12 protein-coding genes are annotated in these 19,655 nt (G+C 67.9%); 8 read left to right on the forward strand and 4 right to left on the reverse strand.

The annotated features are described in order from the left end of the window. Nucleotides 1–8 precede the first annotated feature (8 nt). The 4 genes from UUA_RS18910 to UUA_RS12080 form a co-directional block, all read right to left on the reverse strand. Nucleotides 9–413 (reverse strand): hypothetical protein, encoded by a 405-nt coding sequence (locus tag UUA_RS18910; protein WP_081491556.1) that lies wholly within the window; start codon nt 411–413, stop codon nt 9–11. 315 nt (nt 414–728) lie between these two features. Continuing rightward, nucleotides 729–1,478: a TSCPD domain-containing protein gene (locus tag UUA_RS12070; protein ID WP_008437230.1), complete on the reverse strand. Its 750-nt coding sequence runs from the start codon at nt 1,476–1,478 to the stop codon at nt 729–731. Nucleotides 1,479–1,582: 104 nt separating this feature from the next. After that, nucleotides 1,583–2,221: a hypothetical protein gene (locus tag UUA_RS20310; protein WP_081491557.1), complete on the reverse strand. Its 639-nt coding sequence runs from the start codon at nt 2,219–2,221 to the stop codon at nt 1,583–1,585. 61 nt (nt 2,222–2,282) lie between these two features. Then, entirely contained in the window at nt 2,283–5,600 is a 3,318-nt protein-coding gene (locus tag UUA_RS12080) for an LAGLIDADG family homing endonuclease (RefSeq protein ID WP_008437232.1), read from the reverse strand. Nucleotides 5,601–5,954: 354 nt separating this feature from the next. Between UUA_RS12080 and UUA_RS12085 the strand changes: the two genes are divergently transcribed. From UUA_RS12085 to UUA_RS12120, 8 genes are all read left to right on the forward strand, one after another. Continuing rightward, the gene (locus UUA_RS12085; RefSeq protein ID WP_008437233.1) at nt 5,955–7,346 is read left to right on the forward strand and encodes a DegQ family serine endoprotease; all 1,392 of its coding nucleotides are present in this window, start codon (nt 5,955–5,957) and stop codon (nt 7,344–7,346) included. Between the two features lie 306 nt (nt 7,347–7,652). Continuing rightward, entirely contained in the window at nt 7,653–8,993 is a 1,341-nt protein-coding gene (locus UUA_RS12090; RefSeq protein WP_008437234.1) for a LysM peptidoglycan-binding domain-containing protein, read from the forward strand. A gap of 261 nt (nt 8,994–9,254) precedes the next feature. Continuing rightward, on the forward strand, nt 9,255–9,953 hold the full coding sequence (locus UUA_RS12095) for an HAD family hydrolase (RefSeq protein ID WP_008437235.1): 699 nt from the start codon (nt 9,255–9,257) through the stop codon (nt 9,951–9,953). Between the two features lie 100 nt (nt 9,954–10,053). Then, nucleotides 10,054–11,460 (forward strand): leucyl aminopeptidase family protein, encoded by a 1,407-nt coding sequence (locus UUA_RS12100; RefSeq protein WP_008437236.1) that lies wholly within the window; start codon nt 10,054–10,056, stop codon nt 11,458–11,460. A 40-nt stretch (nt 11,461–11,500) separates the two neighbouring features. Next, complete coding sequence (locus UUA_RS12105) at nt 11,501–13,243, forward strand: M1 family metallopeptidase (protein ID WP_008437237.1); 1,743 nt, start codon at nt 11,501–11,503, stop codon at nt 13,241–13,243. 60 nt (nt 13,244–13,303) lie between these two features. Continuing rightward, nucleotides 13,304–14,623 (forward strand): aspartyl/asparaginyl beta-hydroxylase domain-containing protein, encoded by a 1,320-nt coding sequence (locus UUA_RS12110; protein WP_008437238.1) that lies wholly within the window; start codon nt 13,304–13,306, stop codon nt 14,621–14,623. Nucleotides 14,624–14,822: 199 nt separating this feature from the next. Then, nucleotides 14,823–17,684 (forward strand): TonB-dependent receptor domain-containing protein, encoded by a 2,862-nt coding sequence (locus UUA_RS12115; protein ID WP_008437239.1) that lies wholly within the window; start codon nt 14,823–14,825, stop codon nt 17,682–17,684. A 92-nt stretch (nt 17,685–17,776) separates the two neighbouring features. Further along, nucleotides 17,777–19,639: a tetratricopeptide repeat-containing sulfotransferase family protein gene (locus UUA_RS12120; protein ID WP_008437240.1), complete on the forward strand. Its 1,863-nt coding sequence runs from the start codon at nt 17,777–17,779 to the stop codon at nt 19,637–19,639. Nucleotides 19,640–19,655 lie beyond the last annotated feature (16 nt).

The raw sequence follows: 19,655 nt of genomic DNA on the forward strand, positions 1-19,655 counted from the left end.
CATGCGTGTCAAAACTCACTCGATCGGCTTCTAAAATCAGAAACCAGATCATCCTTTCCGAACTTAATGATTAAGGTCATGGTTCGCTGCGTCTGCTCGAAGCCCGCGGCAGAATTACTCCCCCCTGCAAGGATCACAGTCCAGTAGTTATCACTAGAACTGGACTGAGTGACAGTCGCTTGGCGTTGGTAGGACCAAACCTCTTGACCAGACCCATCTACGGTGGTGATGTTTGGCGCGCCAAAACGCTCCAAAACGTCAGCTTTGGATGTCTGCCCGACCTTCACATTCAGCTGTACGTTGCCATGCGTTAGCTCGCTATTGCGAGTAGTCACGGGCTTCGTCGTGTTTTGAACACAACCAGAACCGAGGATTACAAGCAATGCAAGTCCAACCGTACCAATCCAATTCATATCAATCCCCTGAAATCGTCGCAATTCCTTGCGGAAACTTACTGTAGATCATGATGGCGCGTATGCCAAGAAGGGCGGTTTCAAGGTCCACATGCAACACCCCCATCATGGCCAAGCCCATGATTGGGTGGGGAATGGGCCTGTCAACGGCTACGCAAGCGCTGTCGCGCCGTTGACAGCCCCATTCCCCACCACCTTGGTCACCAAGCCATGATGGGGGCGATCTATCGAGGTGTTGCACACGGAGTTTGAATCGGCCCAGCAAAAAAAGGGCGGCATATGCCGCCCCTCCACCACCACATTCTCAACCATACCTCACCCACACTTCGAATACCCGCAATTCAAACAAGTCTGGCAGTTGTCCATCAACACCAGCGCCTTGGTGTTGCACTTGTCGCACATCATCGAGCCGGCGGGAAAAGTGAGTGTCTCGGAGGATGCGGCTTCGCCTGGTGCCGCGGCCGTTGCGCTCACTTCAGAGTTTTTTTTTGCGCCGAGCGCCTCGTAGGCGGCGCGCTTCTCGGCGATCAGCTTGCGCGTGGCCTCGTCCATCTCCGGATCGTGGATCAGGCCGATGTTCTTCATGTGTTGTTCGATCACGCCGCCGATCTCGGCGACGATGCTGGGCATGTAGATGCCGCCGGCCTTGAAGTAGCCGCCGCGGGGGTCGAACACGGCCTTCAGCTCTTCCACGATGAAGGCGACATCGCCGCCCTTGCGGAACACGGCGGAGAGGATGCGGGTGAGCGCCACGATCCACTGGAAGTGGTCCATGTTCTTCGAGTTGATGAAGATCTCGAACGGACGGCGCTGTTCGTACTTGGTGCCGGCGTTGAGCACGATGTCGTTGATGGTGACGTACAGCGCGTGCTCGAACAGCGGCGACTTGATCTTGAAGGTGGAGCCGACCAGGGTCTCGGGGCGCTCCACGCTTTCGTGCATCTGGATCACTTCAGCCGTCGGCGCCTCTTTCGGCGCGGCGGCGGTGACCGGGGCGGCGGCAACCTTGTCTTCGGGTTTGACCACGTTGTAGCCGGTGATCTTCTTTTCGATCTTGATCGCCATGGTGTTCGCTTCTTCTATTTATGGGTGTTGATGCCGGAGTGGACGCGGCGTGCGGCGAAGGTCATCCGGCCCGGCGCAGCGGCCGGGCCGGATGCGGGTGTCGCTTACTTCCGTTTTGCGGCGGCCTTCCTGGCGGCAGGCTTGCGCGCTGCCGACCGGGTGCCCGCCTTCTTGCTGGCAGTGGACCTCTTGGCCGTCTTGGCGACGGCTTTCCTGCTGGCGGACTTCTTCGCTGCCGCCTTCTTCGGTGCGGCCTTCTTGCTGGCCGTCTTCTTGCTGCTGACCTTCCGGGTTGCCTTGGCGGGCTTCTTGCGAGCCACCTTGGCGACTTTCTTCGCGGCTTTCTTCACCGCCTTTTTGGCGGCGGGCTTCTTGACGGCTTTCTTGGCCGCGGCTTTCTTCGCCGTCTTCTTCACCGCCGCTTTCTTGGCGACCTTCTTCGCCGCCTTCTTCACGGCTTTCTTGGCGGCAGCCTTCTTCGGCGCGGCCTTTTTCGCTGCGGCCTTCTTGGGCGCTGCCTTCTTCTTGGCCGCAGCCTTCTTCGGTGCTGCCTTCTTCTTGGCGGCGGCCTTCTTCGGTGCAGCCTTCCTCTTCGCCGCCGGCTTCTTCTTCGCCGGTGCAGGTGCGGCCACCGGCGCGGCCGGCGGCACTTCCGGCAGAACCGGCAGGACGACGGCGGGCGCCTCGGCGGCGGCCGGTGTGATGGTGGTGCCGTTCACTTCAACTTCGTTATCGATGGACATGCTGGTGTTCCCCTCCGGTGGACCGCTTTGAGTTGCCGCCCGCGGCTGCAGGGACGGCGGTTCAGAACTTGCCGTAGTAGCCTTCCTTCAAGGCATCGAAGAGGTTGGCGGCGGAGTGCATTTCGCCGTCGTACTCCACCTGCTCATTGCCTTTCAGTTCGACAACGCTACCGTCTTCCAGCTCGAAGCGGTAGAGGGTGCTTTCAAGGTCCGCTTCCTTGACCAGCACGCCCTGGAACGCGGCGGGGTTGAAGCGGAAGGTGGTGCATCCCTTCAGGCCCTGCTTGTAGGCGTAGAAGTAGATGTCCTTGAAGTCCTCGTAGGGGTAGTCGGTGGGCACATTCGCGGTCTTGGAGATCGACGAGTCGATCCACAGCTGCGCGGCCGCCTGGATGTCCACGTGCTGCTTCGGGCTGATGTCGTCGGCGGCAACGAAGTAATCCGGCAGCTTGTTGGCCGGCTCGTCGCCGGAGATCTTGGCGTCGGCGTTGATCAGCGCGCGATAGGCCAGCAGCTCGTAGCTGAGCACCTCGATCTTTTCCTTGGTCTTCCTGCCTTCGCGGATCACGTTGCGCGAATAGCTGTGGGCGAAGCTGGGCTCGATGCCGTTGCTGGCGTTGTTGGCCAGGCTGAGCGAGATGGTGCCGGTGGGCGCGATCGACGAGTGGTGGGTGAAGCGCGCGCCGGTCTCGGCCAGCTGCCCGACCAGGTTCGGCGCCACCGTGGCGACGCGCTGCATGTAGCGGCTGTACTTCGCGTGCAGCACGCGGCCGGGGATGCTGTCGCCGACCTTCCAGCCGTCCTGCGCCATTTCCGGGCGCTTGCGCAGCATGTCGCCGGTGACGGTGTAGTCGCGCAGCAGGATCGGCGCGGCGCCCTTTTCCTTGGCCAGCTCCAGCGCGACTTCCCAGCCGGCCACCGCCATCTCGCGCGACACCTCCTCGGTGAAGGCGACCGCGTCGGCCGAGCCGTAGCGCAGCTTCAGCATGGTCATCGTGGAGCCCAGGCCGAGGAAGCCCATGCCGTGGCGGCGCTTGCCCATGATCTCGTTGCGCTGCTGTTCCAGCGGCAGGCCGTTGATCTCGACCACGTTGTCGAGCATGCGGGTGAACACCTTGACCACTTCGCGGTATTCGTCCCAGTCGAAGCGCGCCTTGGGGCCGAACGGGTCGCGCACGAAGGTGGTCAGGTTGACCGAGCCGAGCAGGCACGAACCGTACGGCGGCAGCGGCTGCTCACCGCAGTTGTGCGCGTGCAGGCCGTTGCCGTCGAAGGTGTTGATGCCCGGCACCTGCACGTCGTAGACGTCCTCGACGCCGTCGGCCCGCAGCGATTCGACGGTGGCGACGAAGCGTGCTCGGTTGAGGGTGCGCCTGTAACCGGACAGGGCGGCCTTGAGGCGCATGGCCTTGTCGCTGTCGGCGAAGCCGATCAGCTCGGCGAAACGTTGCAGCGACTCACCGGCGACGACCAGTTCGTGCTGGGCCTGGGTGGCGTATGCCTGCGTGCCGCCATGGCCGTCCGGCAACCGGCTGTCGCCGGCGCCGCGGCGGTTGCGGTAGATGCGCGACGGCATGCCCAAACGCAGCAGCATGCGCTGTACCGCTTCCAGCCGTGGCAGGTCCGACTGCGCCAGACGCACGGACACGCCCTTGGCCTGGCTGCCTTGCACCGAGCCGTCGGCATCGAAGAAACCGCGCAGGAAGCCGCGGTAGGCCTCGCTCGAGGCCTGCTCCAGCGCCGGAGTGATCGCCTTGCTGCCGATGTCCATGCCGAAATCGAAGGCGAGGTCGCGCAGCGCGGCGGACTTCATGCGGTATTCGCCGCGACCGGCCACTTCCGACCAGCCGGCGAAATCGGCGCGATGCGGCAGGGTTTGCGCGCAACGCATGGCTTCGGCCATCAGGGCACGAGCACCGTCGTTCACGGAGCCGTTGACGACGGCAGCCTGCGGCCACACCGACAGCACGGCGGCTTCGTGCTTGAGCGTGCCGTCACCGACCAGCAGGCCGAGCAGGTAGCCCTGCTCCGCGCTCAGCGCGCCGGGCCACTGCGCGTTGGCGCGATGGTCGTTCAGCAGCACGCGATCGCCCGGCTGCAGCGCGCCGGCGGCGCACCATTCGGTCTCGACGTTCCAGCGGGTCATACGCGAGACGCGGCGCACGCGGTGGTCTTCGGTCAGGCGCAGGCGGTGACCTTCCTCGGTCTGCAGCGCCAGCACCGGCTTGGTCGCGGTGCGGAAGAAACCCTCGGCGCCGGTGGCGTGATCGGTACCGTCCACGCGCGCCATGAAGCCGTGGCCGAGCAGGTCGCCAACCTGACGCGGGCCTTCGGCGGTCTGCACCCAGGTGTCGGCGGTGACACACGGGTTGGTGGCGCGGATGTGCTCGCACCACCAGTTGTTGTTCATCTCGTTGACCTTGTCGATCAGGATGAAACCGGGCTCGGCGTAGTCGTACGTCGAGACCATGATCATGTCCCACAGGTGCCGCGCGCGGATGTGGCCGTAGATCTTGCAGGCGACCAGGCCGTCCTCGCGGTCGACGTAGTTCTCGTGGGTGGGCCATTCGCGCCAGACCACCTGGGCCGGGTTGGTGAGGTCCAGCTCGTCCTGCTCCTTCACGTGCACCGGGAACACCAGCGGCCAGTCCTGGTCGTGCTCGACCGCCTGCATGAAGCCGTCGGTGATCAGCAGGCTCAAGTTGAACTGGCGCAGCCGGCCGTCCTCGCGCTTGGCGCGGATGAATTCCTTGGCGTCCGGGTGGCTGATGTCGAACGTGCCCATCTGCGCGCCGCGGCGGCCGCCGGCGCTGGAGACGGTGAAGCACATCTTGTCGTAGATATCCATGAACGACAGCGGGCCGGAGGTGTACGCGCCGGCGCCGGACACGTACGCGCCGCGCGGGCGCAGCGTGGAGAACTCGTAACCGATGCCGCAGCCGGCCTTCAGGGTGAGGCCCGCCTCGTGCACCTTCTCCAGGATGTCGTCCATCGAGTCGCGGATGGTGCCGGAGACGGTGCAGTTGATGGTGGAGGTGGCCGGCTTGTGCGCCAGCGCGCCGGCGTTGGAGGTGATGCGGCCGGCCGGGATCGCGCCGCGGCGCAGCGCCCACAGGAACCTCTCGTACCAGTGGCCGCGCAGCTCGTCGCTGGCTTCCACCTCGGACAGCGCGCGCGCCACGCGCTGGTAGGTCCCGTCGATGGTGGCGTCCACCGGCTCGCCGGACTTCGCCTTCAGACGGTACTTCTTGTCCCAGATGTCGTAGGACGCCGGCTGCAGCGGGATTTCCACGGCGGCGTCACGGTTGGTGGCTGGCGCGCCCGAACCTGGGTTCGCGCCGGCGGTTGAACTGGTGGCTGGTGCACGCACTGTGCTCATTGGCTTCCTGACCTCTCGCTGCGACCTCACGGCCGGCGTTGTTTTTTTATTCGATGCGGTACTGTTGCTCATGCCACGTGGGCGGCGCCTGAAGGGCCGGCGGGGACGCCCCCGGCCCATGCGCCAGCTGATTTCCGACAGCAGCGACTCTCCCCCAAGAGTACGGCGGTCGACACCAGTGCTAGTCTGAGCGCTAGCTCGTTAACACAAGATGTTGTGGTTGATATCGGGTAGGCAAGTTAACCCTCCTCGCTGCCGGTTGTCAAAGGCCTGCGAGTGCAGGCGGCCTCATGGAACCGTGGCGCCGCCCATCGGTCGAACCTGCGCCGCTTTCGTCGCTTTCAGGAGGACCCCATGTTGCAGCTGCCTTCGCGCCTTATGACCTGGTTGACCGGCCTGCTGATGCTGACTGTCGTCGCCGTCGGTAGCGTGCCGGCCAGCGGCCGCGCAGCCACCCTGCCGGCGGCGGTCGGCGGCCAGCCGATGCCTTCGCTGGCGCCGATGCTGACGCGGGTGACGCCGGCGGTGGTGAACATTTCCACCACCACCCGGGTGCAGGTGCGCGATGCGTATTTCGACGACCCGATGGTGCGCCAGTTCTTCGGCCTGCCGGCGACGCCGCGCGAGCGGGTCGAGCAGAGCCTGGGCTCGGGCGTGATCGTGGATGCGGCGAAGGGCTACGTGCTGACCAACAACCACGTGGTCGGCGGCGCCGACGACATCAGCGTGACGCTGCAGGACGGGCGCACGTTCAAAGGCAAGTTGCTGGGCACCGACCCGGCCACCGACGTGGCGGTGGTGCAGATCCCGGCGCAGAACCTCAAGGCGCTGCCGCTGGCCGACTCCTCCGCGCTGCAGGTGGGCGACTACGTGGTGGCGGTGGGCGACCCGTTCGGCCTGGGCCAGACGGTTACCGCCGGCATCGTCTCGGCGCTTGGCCGCTCGGGGCTGGGTAGCTCGGGCTACCAGAACTTCATCCAGACCGACGCCTCGATCAACCCCGGCAACTCCGGCGGCGCACTGGTCAACCTGCGCGGCGAACTGGTCGGCATCAACACCATGATCTTCTCGCCGTCCGGCGGCAACGTGGGCATCGGCTTCGCCATCCCCAGCAACCTCACCAGCGAGGTGATGGCGCAGTTGCTGGCGCACGGCAAGGTGCAGCGCGGCAGCCTGGGCGTGCAGACCCAGACGATCACCCCGCGCATCGCCCGCCTGCTGAGCCTGAAGGACAGCAACGGCGTGGTGGTCACCGGCGTGACCGACGGTTCGGCCGCCGCGCACGCCGGCCTGCAGCCGGGCGACGTGCTGACCACGCTGAACGGCAAGCCGCTGCACAACGTGCAGGAGCTGAACAACGCCGAGGGCCTGCTGCCGCTGGGCAGCACGCTGCGCCTGGGCGTGCTGCGCGACGGCAAGCTGCGCGAGGTCAACGCCACGCTCACCGAAGAGAAACTGGCCAGCGTCGACGGCGGCCAACTCGATCCGCGCCTGGCCGGCGTGCGCTTCAGCGAACTCAGCCAGGGCCAGCGCAATCAGGGCTGGTACGGCGCGGCGGTCAGCGCGGTACAGCCGGGCAGCCGCGCGGCGCGCGCCGGGTTGGGCGCCGGCGACGTGGTGATCGGCGTGGGCGGCCAGCGCATCACCAGCCTGCACATGCTGCGCGGGCTGGCCGGAGTGAAACCGCGCCAGCTGGTGCTGGTGGTCGCCGACGACGACGGCACGCGCTACGTGGTGGTGAACTAGCGACGCGCTGGATTCTGCGCGCCTCGCAGGAATGACGGGCAAGAAGACCTTTCCAGGGATGCGCTGACCCGTTCAGTGCATCCTTGGGCCAAAACCATTCAGGCGAAAGCGTGGCCGGGATCGCCCACGGGCCGTGTCCCGGTGCACAGCTTGGGCCCGTGCCGCCGCGCGAAGCGGTAAAAGCGCTTGATGTTCTGCATTCGGGCCGATGAAATACGCGTATCGCTTCACCCAGTGTGCGCCCGCGAGGCGCCATACTCGCGCCTCTCCCTCCACACCCAAATGACCTCGGGGCTCCCCACCATCATGTCCGTCCGTCTTGCCCGCCTGTTGTCCGTTGCCCTGATCGGGGCCTGTCTCGCCACTCCCGCGTTCGCCAAGAGCAAGCCCAAGGCGCAGCACGCCAGCGCCGCCGTCAAGAGCAGCCTGGTGTGGCGCGGCGACGTGGCCACCGCCAACGGCGTGGTCAACGAAGTGGCCAAGGCGTGGGAGAAGAGCGGCCACGGACGGATCGAGCTGCAGCCGTTCAACACCGCCTCGGGCATCGACGCGGTGGCCGGCGGCACCGCCGACCTGGCCGGCAGCGCGCGCGCCAGCGACAACAGCGCGCAGAACGCGAACCTCACCTTCACCCCGGTGGCGTGGGACGCGCTGGTGATCGTCACCCAGTCGTCCAACCCGGTGCGCAGCCTCAGCCTTAAGCAGGTACACGACATCTACTACGGCCGCATCCACAACTGGAGCGAAGTCGGCGGCAGCAATGCGCCGATCGACGTCTACGCGGTGGCCAGCCCCGGCGACGGCGTGGAATACAGCCTGCGCGAGCTGCTGTTCGGCCGCGGCAACCAGCCGGTGGCGGCGCCCCGGCTGTACGTCAACACGCGCAAGCTGGAGGAAGGCATTGCGCTGAACCCGAACGGCCTGGGCGTGAGCACCCTGGCCAGCATCAGCGGCAACCCGAAGCTCAAGGCGATCCCGATCGACGGCAAGCCGGCCACCGCCGCCAACATCGCCGATGGCAGCTACCCGCTGTTCATCCCGCTGTACCTGGTGACCAACCCGCGCAGCCCGAAGGCCGCCCAGGCGCAGGCCTTCATCGACTTCATGCAGACCGCGCCGGCCGAGGCCGCGCTGCGCAAGCACGCGGTGCTGCCCTACCAGGATGGCGCGGCGCTGGTGGCACTGGACACCTCGCGGCGCAGCCGGATCCTGGTCGAAGCGGGCGCGCGCCCGGTCCGCGGCACGCCGGTGTCGGCGCCGGGCGCCACCTACGCGGCACGCGCCGCGATCGCGCCGACCTCGCCCGATACGCTGGCGGCCCGGCAGGCGGTCGAACGCCGCCGCGCCGAAGAGAAGGACAACGCCCGCCTGAGCCGGATCCAGGGCAGCGTGAGCGACGTCACCGTCACCAGCGTGGACCATGCGAGCGGCAGCGCCACCTCGCTCGATCGCAGCGCGGGCAAGGACTTCGGCAAGGTCGACGCCAACGCCAGCCACGCGCTGACCACCTACAAGGTGGCCAAGGGCGACACTCTGTCGACGATCGCCAAGCGGCACTCGGTCGAGGTGGCCCAGCTGCGCCTGTGGAACCACCTGAAGAACGACCAGCTCAAGCTCGGCCAGGTGCTGCGCCTCCGCGACCGCTGAGAGCCCATGAATTTTTCGACCGCGAAGCCCGGCCATGGCGAGGGCATGGCGAAGGCATGGATACCCGAGTCGAGGCAATGCAGGGAGCGGTTGCCCGATGCCCGAGTTGAGGCAACGCAAGGAGCGGTTGCCCGATGGCCGGACGCGGATCGGGCACGTCAGTGGCTGATTCGCATGAGCGAGTCCGGGCATGTACCGGACTCGCGACAGAAGAAAACCACGGGAAGTGGCTTTCTTCTCGAGTGCTGAGCCCGCGCGGACGTGCCGATCCTCGCGCTGACGCTCGACCTCGACGACACCTTGTGGCCGGTGCTGCCGGCGCTCGAACGCGCCGACCAGGCGGTGGACACGTGGCTGCGGCAGCACCACCCCGAGGTCGCCCGCGCGTGGCCGATCGCAGCCATGCGTGCGCTGCGCCTGCAGGTCGCTGCCGAGCGGCTCGACCTGGCGCACGACTTCACCCGCCAGCGCCAGCTCACCCTGCAGCAGGCATTCGCCGCCTGCGGCGTGGATGACGCGCCGGTGGAAGCGCTATGGGAAATCTACTTCGCCGCGCGCAACCGCGTGGAGCTGTACCCGGACAGCCTGCCCGCGCTGGAACGGATCGCCACGCACTGGCCGCTGGCCAGCCTGACCAACGGCAATGCCGACCTGCAGCGCATCGGCATCCACGCGCACTTCGCCCACCACGTCTGCGCGCGCGACAGCGGCGTGGCCAAGCCCGACCCGCGCATCTTCCTGGCCGCGGCCGAACGGCTGGGCGTGGCGCCCGGGCAGATCCTGCACGTCGGCGACGATCCGGCGATGGACATGGCCGGCGCCCGCGACGCCGGCCTGCGCACCGCCTGGATTAACCGCGCGGGCCTGCCCTGGCCAGCCGAACTGGGCGTGGCGCCGGAGCTGGACCTGCGCGACATGACCGAGCTGGCCAACTGGCTCGACGCGCACGGCGCCCGCTGACCAAGGGACCATAGGCAAGCTGTGCGCGATGCGCGCATCATTGCCGGCTCATCGCCCATGTCGTGGCGCACCGTGCCGCCGCAAGCCCGAAGGATCCCGCATGTCCGCCCTGATCGAACGCCAGTCCGGCAACCGCCGCAGCATCGCCATCGAGACCACCGACGCCGCACACTACGCCGCGACCCGTCGCCGGCTCACCGCGGCGCAGCGACGCTGGCTGACCGACAGCGGTTTCGAGGCGGCGGCGGGCACGTACGCGCTGCTGTCCGATGCCACGGGCAAGCCGGTGCGCGTGCTGGCAGGCGTGGATCCGCGCGAGCCGCTGGCGGCGCTGGCCGCACTGCCGTGCAGCCTGCCCGAAGCGACCTACCATCTCGCCGACGAAGGCGTGCTGGCCGATCCGCTGCAGGCCGCGCTGGGCTGGGCGCTGGGCGCCTACCAGTTCACCCGCTACCGCCAGGCGAAACGTGCACCGGCCCGGCTCGCCGTACCGGCGGCCCAGCTGCAACAGCTGGCGCCGCTGGCCGAAGCCACCGCGCTGGTGCGCGACCTGGTCAACACGCCGACCGAGCACATGGGCCCGGAGCAGCTCGGCGATGCCGTGAAGCGGCTCGGCAAGGCGCATCAGGCGAAGGTGCGCGACTGGGTCGGCGAGGAGCTGCTCAAGGCGAACTTCCCGACCATCCACGCGGTGGGCCGCGCCAGCCATCGCGCGCCGCGGCTGGTCGAGCTGAGCTGGGGCCGCAAGGCGGACCCGAAGCTGGTGATCGTCGGCAAGGGCGTGTGCTTCGACACCGGCGGGCTCGACCTGAAATCGTCCGACGGCATGCGCTGGATGAAGAAGGACATGGGCGGCGCCGCGCACGCGATCGCGCTGGCCGGGCTGGTGATGCAGGCGCAACTGCCGGTGCGCCTCACCTTGCTGATCCCCGCGGTGGAAAACGCGGTGGCCGGCAACGCGCTGCGCCCGGGCGAGGTGGTGGTGACCCGCGCCGGCCACTCGGTGGAGATCGACAACACCGACGCCGAGGGCCGCCTGGTCCTGTGCGATGCGCTGGCCTACGGCGCGGAACAGCAGCCGGAGCTGATGCTCGATTTCGCCACCCTCACCGGCGCCGCCCGCGTGGCGCTGGGGCCCGACCTGCCGGCGCTGTTCGCCAACGACGAGGCCGCGGCCGCCGCGCTGCTCGCCGCCGGTCGCGCGGTCGACGATCCGCTGTGGCGGCTGCCGCTGTGGCGGCCGTACCGCAAGATGCTCGATTCCTACCTGGCCGACTTCGCCAACGCCGGCGCGTCGCGCCACGCGGGCGCGATCACCGCGGCGCTGTACCTGGAGCGCTTCGTGCCGGACGGCACGCCGTGGCTGCACCTGGACACCTACGCCTGGAACGACGCCGACCGCCCCGGCCGCCCGCGCGGCGGCGAGGCGATGGGTCTGCGCGCGATGTTCGCGTTCCTGCACCAGCGCTACGGCAACATGACTTCCGGCGTTGTCGTGCCGCAGTGAAAGACTGCATCCTGCGGGTTTCCCCGGCCGGAAACCCGCCATGCCGCTCCGCCTGCACCTGCTCGCCATCAGCGCGGCGCTCGGCCTCGCCGCCTGCACCGGCGTTCCCGTCGCCCGCACCGCGGCACCGGCCCGACCGGCGCTGACCGCGCAGACGCTGAGCTCCGGCGGCGGCATGCCGGCCGAACAGGCGCGCGTGCACTTCGACCACGCCGAGCTGCACTTCACCGTGCTGCCAGCCACGCAAAGCATCGACGCACGCGCCATCCTGAGCTTCACCGCCAAGTCCGCCACCGACACGCTGCTGCTGGACCTGGACCGCAACCTGCCGATCGGCGCGATCGAGCTGGACGGCCGTCCGCTCGCCGCCAGCGCGTGGAGCAATCCCGACGGCCGCCTGCGCATCCGGCTGCCGGCACCGCTGGCCACCGGCGGCAAGCTGAGCGTGACGATCCGCTACGGCGGCAAGCCGCACGTGGCGAAGAAGGCGCCGTGGGACGGCGGCTTCGTGTGGAGCCACACCGCCGACGGCCAGCCGTGGGTGGCCAGCGCGGTCGAGGGCGAAGGCTGCGACCTGTTCTGGCCGTGCATCGACCAGCCGCAGGGCGAGCCCGACCTGGTCGATACCTGGATCACCGTGCTGAAGACGCTCGCCGCACCCGGCAACGGCGTGCTGGTCGGCATTACCGATGCAGGCGACAGCCACACGTACCACTGGCGCGCCAAACACCCGGACACCTACGCGATCTCGATCAACGTCGGTCCGTTCAAGCTGCTCGAGGGCAACTACGCCAGCCGCTACGGCAACACCATCCCGATGGAGCTGTGGTACCTGCCCGAGCATGCGGCCGGTGCGCGGCAACTGTTCGGCGAGTTCCCGCGCCTGCTGGATTTCTTCGAGCAGCAGATCGGCCCGTACCCGTTCGGCGACGAGAAGATGGGCGTGGTGGAAACCCCACACCTGGGCATGGAACACCAGACCATCAACGCCTATGGCAACCGCTACCGCCTGAATGGCTACGGCTACGACAGCCTGCTGCAGCACGAATTCGCCCACGAGTGGTTCGGCAACCAGCTGACCAACGCCGACTGGGACGACATGTGGCTGCACGAAAGTTTCGGCACCTACATGCAGTCGCTGTACAGTCAGTACCTCAACGGCGACATGGACTATTTCAGCTGGCTGCACGAGCTGCGCCTGAAGTTGCGCAACCGCCATCCGATCGTCTCCGGCAGCAGCCGCACCGAGGAACAGGTCTACGACGAGAAGGCCGGCCCGGGCCAGGACATCTACAACAAGGGCGCGCTGATGCTGCACACGCTGCGCCAGCTGATCGGCGACGAGGCCTTCTTCGACAGCATCCGCCGGCTGGTCTACGGCCGCCCCGATCCCAGACCGGGCAACTTCAGCCCGCGTTACGCCAGCACCGGCGACTACGTGGCGATCGTCAACCAGGTCACCGGCCGCAAGCTCGACTGGTTCTTCGACGTCTACCTGCGCGACGCCACGCTGCCGCGGCTGGACGAGCAGCGCGTGGGCGACACGCTGAAGCTGCGCTGGGTCACCCAGCATGGCAAGCCGTTCCCGATGCCGGTCGAGGTGCAGGTGGGCGACACCCTGCACACCCTGCCGATGAGCGACGGCAGCGGCCAGCTGCAGGTGCCGGCCGGCAGCCTGCTGATCGTCGACCCGCGCTCGAAGGTGCTGCGCGAGATGCCGCACGTGGTGGCCTACCAGCAATGGATGAAGCAGCAGCGGGCAGCGCCGCGCGCGGGGAAATAACCGATCGGACGGCCGCGGGCGTCCCTATAATCACCGCACGTCCAGCCATGGATCCTGCCGATGCAGCCGCCCCCCCTTGCCGTTTCCGCCTCGTGCCGCGAGCAGGCGCTGGCCGCCTGGCAGCGCGGCGACACGGCAGCCGCCGAGCAGGCCTTTCGGCGCCTGCTGGAGCTGCTGCCGGACGACGCCGAAGCGCTGCAGTTCGTGGCCACTTGCGAGCTTGGCCGGGGCGATGCCGAGCGCGCGATCGCCCTGCTGGCCGCGGCGCACCGCGCCGAGCCAGAGGACGCCGCCGTGCTGCACCGTCTCGGCGAGGTGCAGATGCTGGCCGGCGCACACCAAGCCGCCGTCGACAGCCTGCGCCAGGGCCTGCAGCTCGCACCCGGCATGTTCGTGGCGCGCCTGCGCCTGGGCGTGGCGCTCGAACAGCTGGGGCGTCGGCACGAGGCGATGCTGGCCTACCTCGGCGCACTCGACGCCGCGCAGGCGCAGGGCCGCTGGCTCAGCGACGACACCACCGCGCCCGGCCTGCGCGAGGCGGTGAAGCATGCCGCGCGCTTCGTGGCGGCCGGCCGGCGCGAACTGTTCGACGCGGTCATCGAGCCGCTGCGCCAACGCTACGGCCGCTCGGAGCTGACCCGCGTCGACCAGTGCCTGGCGATCTACCTGCATGAGCGGGAAGCGGACCTGCCGGACCCGCGGCAGCGTCCCACCTTCCTGTATTTTCCCGGCATTCCCAGCCGCACGTTCTATCCGCGCGAGCGCTTTCCGGAGCACGCGCGGCTGGAGGCGGCCGCCGGGACGATCGGCGAGGAGCTGCGCGGCGTGCTCGCCCAGGACGATCTGGTGCCGTTCCTGGGCACCAACGCCAGCGGGGAACTGCTCGATTCGTCCGGCACGCAGGGGCCGGCCTGGGATGCGTTCTTCTTCTACCGGCACGGCCAGCGCCACGACCTGCACTGCACCCGCTGCCCGCGCACCAGCGCGATGCTGGACTCGCTGCCACTGGTGCGGGTGCGCGAGCACGCGCCGGAGACGCTGTTTTCGGTGCTGCGTCCAGGCACGCACATCCTGCCGCACCGCGGCGTCACCAACACGCGCCTGGTCACCCACCTGCCGCTGATCGTGCCGCCGGACTGCGCCCTGCGCGTGGGTGGCGAAACCCACGTGTGGGAACAAGGCCGCTGCGTCACCTTCGACGACACCTTCGAGCACGAAGCATGGAACCGCGGCACGCAGACCCGCGTGGTGCTGATCCTGGACAGCTGGAACCCCGACCTCAGCGAGGCCGAACGGGCGGCGGTGGCCGACCTGGTCGCCGCCATCGGCGACTTCAACCGCGAAAGCGGGACGGCGCCTGCCGCACCGCCCCGGTCCTGAGTGCGGGCGGACTGAGCGTCGACCGCACCGATGGTGGTGGTGCGCGGGGCCATTACTGAGAGTAGTCTCTTGCCGGCTGGGCACCGCGGGTGGTTGTCGTGGCGTGTTCCAGTGTGTACCCGGGAGGGGCGCGACAGGTTCGAGGGCTGGGAACGCATCACATAACAACATCCAATGGGGAGAACAAATGAAATACGGCATGAATCACTTGTCACTGGCGGTGCGACTGGCCTTGACCGCGGGCGTCTTCGCCGCGGCGGGCGTGGCCCAGGCGCAGGCACCGCAGGCGGACAACCCAACCTCGACGGACCAGGCCACGCCGCCGTCCAAGAGCAAGGCCAAGAATCTGGAAGCGGTGGTGGTGACCGGCTCGCTGATCCGCCGCGTGGACGTGGAGACGGCCAGCCCGGTGGTGACGCTGGACCGCGCGACCATCAGCAACTCCGGCAAGCCCGTGCTGGGTGACGTGCTGCAGCAGATGCCGAGCATTTCGGGCAACGCGACCAACCCGCAGAACAACAGCAACGGCGGCGGTGTCGCCAGCCCGCTGCTGGAAGCCGGTGATGGCGCCTCGCGCGTCTCGCTGCGCGGCCTGGGCATCAGCCGCACGCTGGTGCTGGTCAACGGCCAGCGCATGTCCAACCCGGACATCAACCTGATCCCGCCGGACATGATTGAGAAGGTCGACGTGCTGGCCGAAGGCGCCTCCACGGTGTACGGCTCCGACGCCATCGGCGGCGTGGTCAACTTCATCCTGCGCAAGGATTTCAAGGGCGCCCAGTTCAGCCTGAATGACGGCATCTCCAGCCATGGCGACGCCCAGCGCCGCGGGTTCAACCTCACCGGCGGCATGACCGGCGAGCGTTACAGCATTGCCGCCGGCCTCGACTACAACAAGTACGACGCGACGCTCGCCTCCAGGCGCAAGTTCTCCAAGCAGCAGCTGTACCTGTCCAGCGGCTCGGTCATCCCGGCCGGTTCCAGCTCGATCCCGACCGGCCGTATCCAGGTGCCCGGGTCGATCGCCAGCCAATACGGCTGCAAGCTCAATTCCAGCGGCTACGCGCAGGTGACCCTGGCCACGGGCAACGGCTCCTCGCTGGGCGACTACCGCTGCCGGCTCCCCTCGGACACCTTCAACTACGCCGCGCTCAACTACATCCAGACCGCGCAGAAGCGCACCAATGGCTTCGTGCTCGGCAGCTACGACTTCACCGACAATCTGACCGGTTTCGTCGATGCGTTCTACAACCACACGGTATCCAGCGGCCAGGACGCGCCCTCGCCGGTCGGCACCGGCGACGGCCTGATCATCTCCTCCAGCAACCCGATCAATCCGTTCGGCATCACCTTCAGCCAGAACCCGGTTCCGGGCGACCCGAACAGCGGCTACAACTTCCAGACCCGCCTCACCGGGGCCGGCACCCGCGTGCACCACTACACCACCGACACCTCGCAGATCAACGCGGGGCTGCGCGGCAATTTCGGCCAGGAAAGCAGCTGGACCTGGGACGCGTCGGTCAACTACAGCCACACCAAGCGTGACCAGCGCGACACCAACGAGGTGGACATCCCGTCGCTGCAGGCAGCCGTCGACGGCGGCGCCAACATCTTCGACCAGGCGAGCGTGGGCGACCAGCTGAGGAAGGGCGTGAAGACGCCGATCTACATCTACACCCAGTCCACCAAGCAGGCCCAGTTCGACACCAGCGGCGAGCTGTGGAATCTGCCCGCCGGCGCGGTCCAGCTGTCCGCCGGCGCCTTGTACCGCAAGCAGTTCATGAACTACACGGTGAGCGACTTCGCCGTGCTCGATCCGACCACAACCACCTGCCAGATCCTGCAGGAAGCCTGCGGTTCGCCGGGCCGCGGCAGCTTCAACGTCAAGGAGGTGTACGCCGAGACGCTGATCCCGCTGCTTGCCGACCAGCCATGGGCCCACTCGCTGAACCTCGACCTCGGCGTGCGCTCGTCGAACTACAGCACCACCGGCACCACCACCAACGGCAAGCTCGCGATCGAGTGGCGTCCCATTGCCGACCTGCTGGTACGCGGCACCATCTCACAGGTGTTCCGCGCGCCCAACCTCAATGAACTCTACGATGGCCGCACCCTGGTCCAGCCAAACCTGAACGATCCCTGCGTCGGACTCAGCGCGACCGAACTGGCGGCGCATGCGGCAGCATGCCAGTTCGTTCCGGTGAACTGGGCCGGCAACTCGCCCGCACAGGTCAACACGTTCTACTCCGGCTCCAACACTGTCGGCTCGACGCTGAAGCCCGAAAAGGGCAAGTCCATCAACATCGGCCTGGTCTACGACCCCGACTGGCTGCCCGGCGTGTCCACCAGCCTCGACTTCTGGCACATCTACCTGAGGGACACGCTCACGGCGATCACCGCCGATACCGTGGTCAACTCCTGCTACAACAACGCCAGCAGCCAGTACTGCTCGTTCATCCACCGCGAGGACAGCACCAGCAGGCAGCCCGGCCAGGTGTTCCTGATCAACACGCCGGTGGTCAACCTGGGCACCCTGAGCACCACCGGCATCGACTACACGCTGCGCTACAAGATCCCGCATTTCAACCTGGGCAGCGTGGACCCGGGCAACTTCCGCGCCGGCCTCAGCACCAGCTACACGTCGACGTACAACGTCAACGCCACACCCGGCGAGCCGGGCGCAAAGACGGTCAACTACGCCGGCACCCTCAGCCCGCAGTTCGGCAATATCGCGCGCTGGCGCGGCACGGTCACGCTCAACTGGGACAAGGGCAACTGGAACGCGCAGTGGCAGTCGCGCTACATCAACAAGCTGACCGCGCTCAACGCCGACGCCGCCATTGCCGGGGTGAACATTCCGGTGGCTTCGGTGATCTACCACTCGATCCAGCTGGGCTACGCGGTGCCGTCGATCCACACCCGCTTCGACGTCGGCGTGGACAACCTCATGGACAAGGCGCCGCCGCTGGTCTACCAGAACGGTTCGAACTACAACGTGGACACCGCCACGTACGACGTGCTCGGCCGCTACTACTGGGCGCGGGCGACGGTCAAGTTCTGATCGTCTGAGCAAACCGGCAACAAACGGGAGGGCCGCGAACATTCGCGGCCCTCTTGCATAATGGGTTACGCAAGGCCATCGACGGAGAAGGCATGCCCACCGCGAACACGGACCTGGCCGGCACCATGGCCGACGCCTGGAACGCCGGCGAGCCGGAGCGGGTGATCGCCCTGGCCGGGCAGGCCACGCCGGCGCAGGAAAACGACGAAGGCGTGCTGCTGCTGCTCGGCCTGGCGCAGCAGGCCACCGGACGCCCGGCGCAGGCCGCCGCTACTTTCCGGCAGCTGGCGCAGCAGCGGCCGGAGGTCTCGGCGTACTGGAACAACCTGGCCGTGGTCAGCCGTCAGGCGGGCGACCTGGCCGGCGCCGAGCAGGCCCTGCGCACCGCGCTGGCGCTGGCACCCGGCGATGCCGAAGTGCACTACAACCTGGGCCTGCTGTACACGCAGCAGCAGCGCTGGATGGACGCTCGGCAGGCCCTGCTGGACGCGGTGGAACTGAGCCCGGCGTTCATCGAAGCCCGGCTGCAGGCGGCCTATGCCTGCCATGTCTGCGGCGACAACACCCAGCAGGAAGCGATGCTGCAAGGCGCCGACGACTGGCCCGCGCAACCGGCCGAGCAGGCCCTGCTGCTGTCCGCCATGCTGTCGGCGCAGGGCCAGCCGGACGCGGCGCTGCACGCGCTGGCGCAGGCGCAATTGCCCGCCGAGCCGACGGCCACGGTCATGCGCCTGCGCATCGCCGCGCAGCGCGTGCTGCTGCACGAAAGGAACAACCGCATCGACGCGGCACGCGACGAGCTGCGGCAGCTGCCGCTGGACGCGCTCGAAGCGCTGCCGGCGGAGGCGCAGCAGGCGCGCGCCGATGGCTGGCGCGCGCACGCGGCACTGGCGATGCGCGCGGCCGCCCCGGCCGACGCCGCGACGTTGTACCAGCGTGCGCTCGACGGTGCCGTCGACAACGAGGCCCGCGCCAGCGCCGCCTTCGGCCTGGCCGCCGCCTGCGACCGGCAAGGGCGGTATGCCGAGGCGTGGCAGGCCTTGCAGCAGGCGCATGCCGTGCAGCTCGAAATCGCCCGCCACGTGGTGCCCGAACTGCTGGCGACCGACAGCCGGCCGTTGCAGCTCGGTGGCGAGGCATCCGGCCGGTGTGTCCCGCTCGATTGGCCGCCGCTGTGCTCGCCCGACGGCCGGCACAGCCCGGTCTTCGTGGTCGGCTTCCCCCGTTCCGGCACCACCTTGCTGGAACAGATGCTCGACGCCCATCCGGCGTTCCAGTCCATGGACGAGCGCGCCTACATCCATGAGCTGATCGAAGGCATGGAGCTGGTGGGCCAGCACTACCCGGCGGACCTGGCGACGCTGAGCCAGCAGGATGTCGACCAGCTGCGCAGCGTCTATTGGCGCCGGGTCGCCGGGGTGCTGCCGGGGCTCGGCGAGCGCCGCCTGGTGGACAAGAATCCGCTCAACATGCTGTGCCTGCCGATGATCATGCGACTGTTCCCGCGCGCGCGCATCATCCTGTGCCTGCGCCATCCGTGCGACGTGCTGCTCAGCTGCAGCATGCAGGCGTTCCGCTCGCCGGCCTTCATGGTGCTGTGCTCGTCGCTGCAGCGCCTGGCGCAGGGCTACGCGCACGCCTTCGAACAGTGGTCGCGCGACGTCGAGGCGTTCGCGCCGCAGGTGCTGGAGTGGCGCTACGAATCGGTGGTCGGCCAGTTCGACGCGCAGGTTGCGCGCCTCGGCCAGTTCCTCGAAACCGCCGATGCGTCACCGATGACGCGCTTCGCCGAACACGCGCGGCGCAAGCGTTTCATCAGCACGCCCAGCTACGCGCAGGTCACCGAAGGCGTCCATCGCAGGGCGGTCGACCGCTGGCAGCACTACCGCGAACAGTTCGAGCCGGTGCTGCCGGTGCTGCAGCCGTGGCTCGACCGCCTCGGCTACGAGACGTAGGAGCCCGCTTGCGCGG

The sequence above is a fragment of the Rhodanobacter thiooxydans LCS2 genome (assembly GCF_000264375.1).
Lineage (GTDB): Bacteria > Pseudomonadota > Gammaproteobacteria > Xanthomonadales > Rhodanobacteraceae > Rhodanobacter > Rhodanobacter thiooxydans.

Coding starts and splice junctions, on each gene's coding strand:
- UUA_RS18910 (WP_081491556.1), bottom strand. CDS start 413: ATGAATTGGATTGGTACGGTTGGACTTGCATTGCTTGTAATCCTCGGT.
- UUA_RS12070 (WP_008437230.1), bottom strand. CDS start 1,478: ATGGCGATCAAGATCGAAAAGAAGATCACCGGCTACAACGTGGTCAAA.
- UUA_RS20310 (WP_081491557.1), bottom strand. CDS start 2,221: ATGTCCATCGATAACGAAGTTGAAGTGAACGGCACCACCATCACACCG.
- UUA_RS12080 (WP_008437232.1), bottom strand. CDS start 5,600: ATGAGCACAGTGCGTGCACCAGCCACCAGTTCAACCGCCGGCGCGAAC.
- UUA_RS12085 (WP_008437233.1), top strand. CDS start 5,955: ATGTTGCAGCTGCCTTCGCGCCTTATGACCTGGTTGACCGGCCTGCTG.
- UUA_RS12090 (WP_008437234.1), top strand. CDS start 7,653: ATGTCCGTCCGTCTTGCCCGCCTGTTGTCCGTTGCCCTGATCGGGGCC.
- UUA_RS12100 (WP_008437236.1), top strand. CDS start 10,054: ATGTCCGCCCTGATCGAACGCCAGTCCGGCAACCGCCGCAGCATCGCC.
- UUA_RS12105 (WP_008437237.1), top strand. CDS start 11,501: ATGCCGCTCCGCCTGCACCTGCTCGCCATCAGCGCGGCGCTCGGCCTC.
- UUA_RS12110 (WP_008437238.1), top strand. CDS start 13,304: ATGCAGCCGCCCCCCCTTGCCGTTTCCGCCTCGTGCCGCGAGCAGGCG.
- UUA_RS12115 (WP_008437239.1), top strand. CDS start 14,823: ATGAATCACTTGTCACTGGCGGTGCGACTGGCCTTGACCGCGGGCGTC.
- UUA_RS12120 (WP_008437240.1), top strand. CDS start 17,777: ATGCCCACCGCGAACACGGACCTGGCCGGCACCATGGCCGACGCCTGG.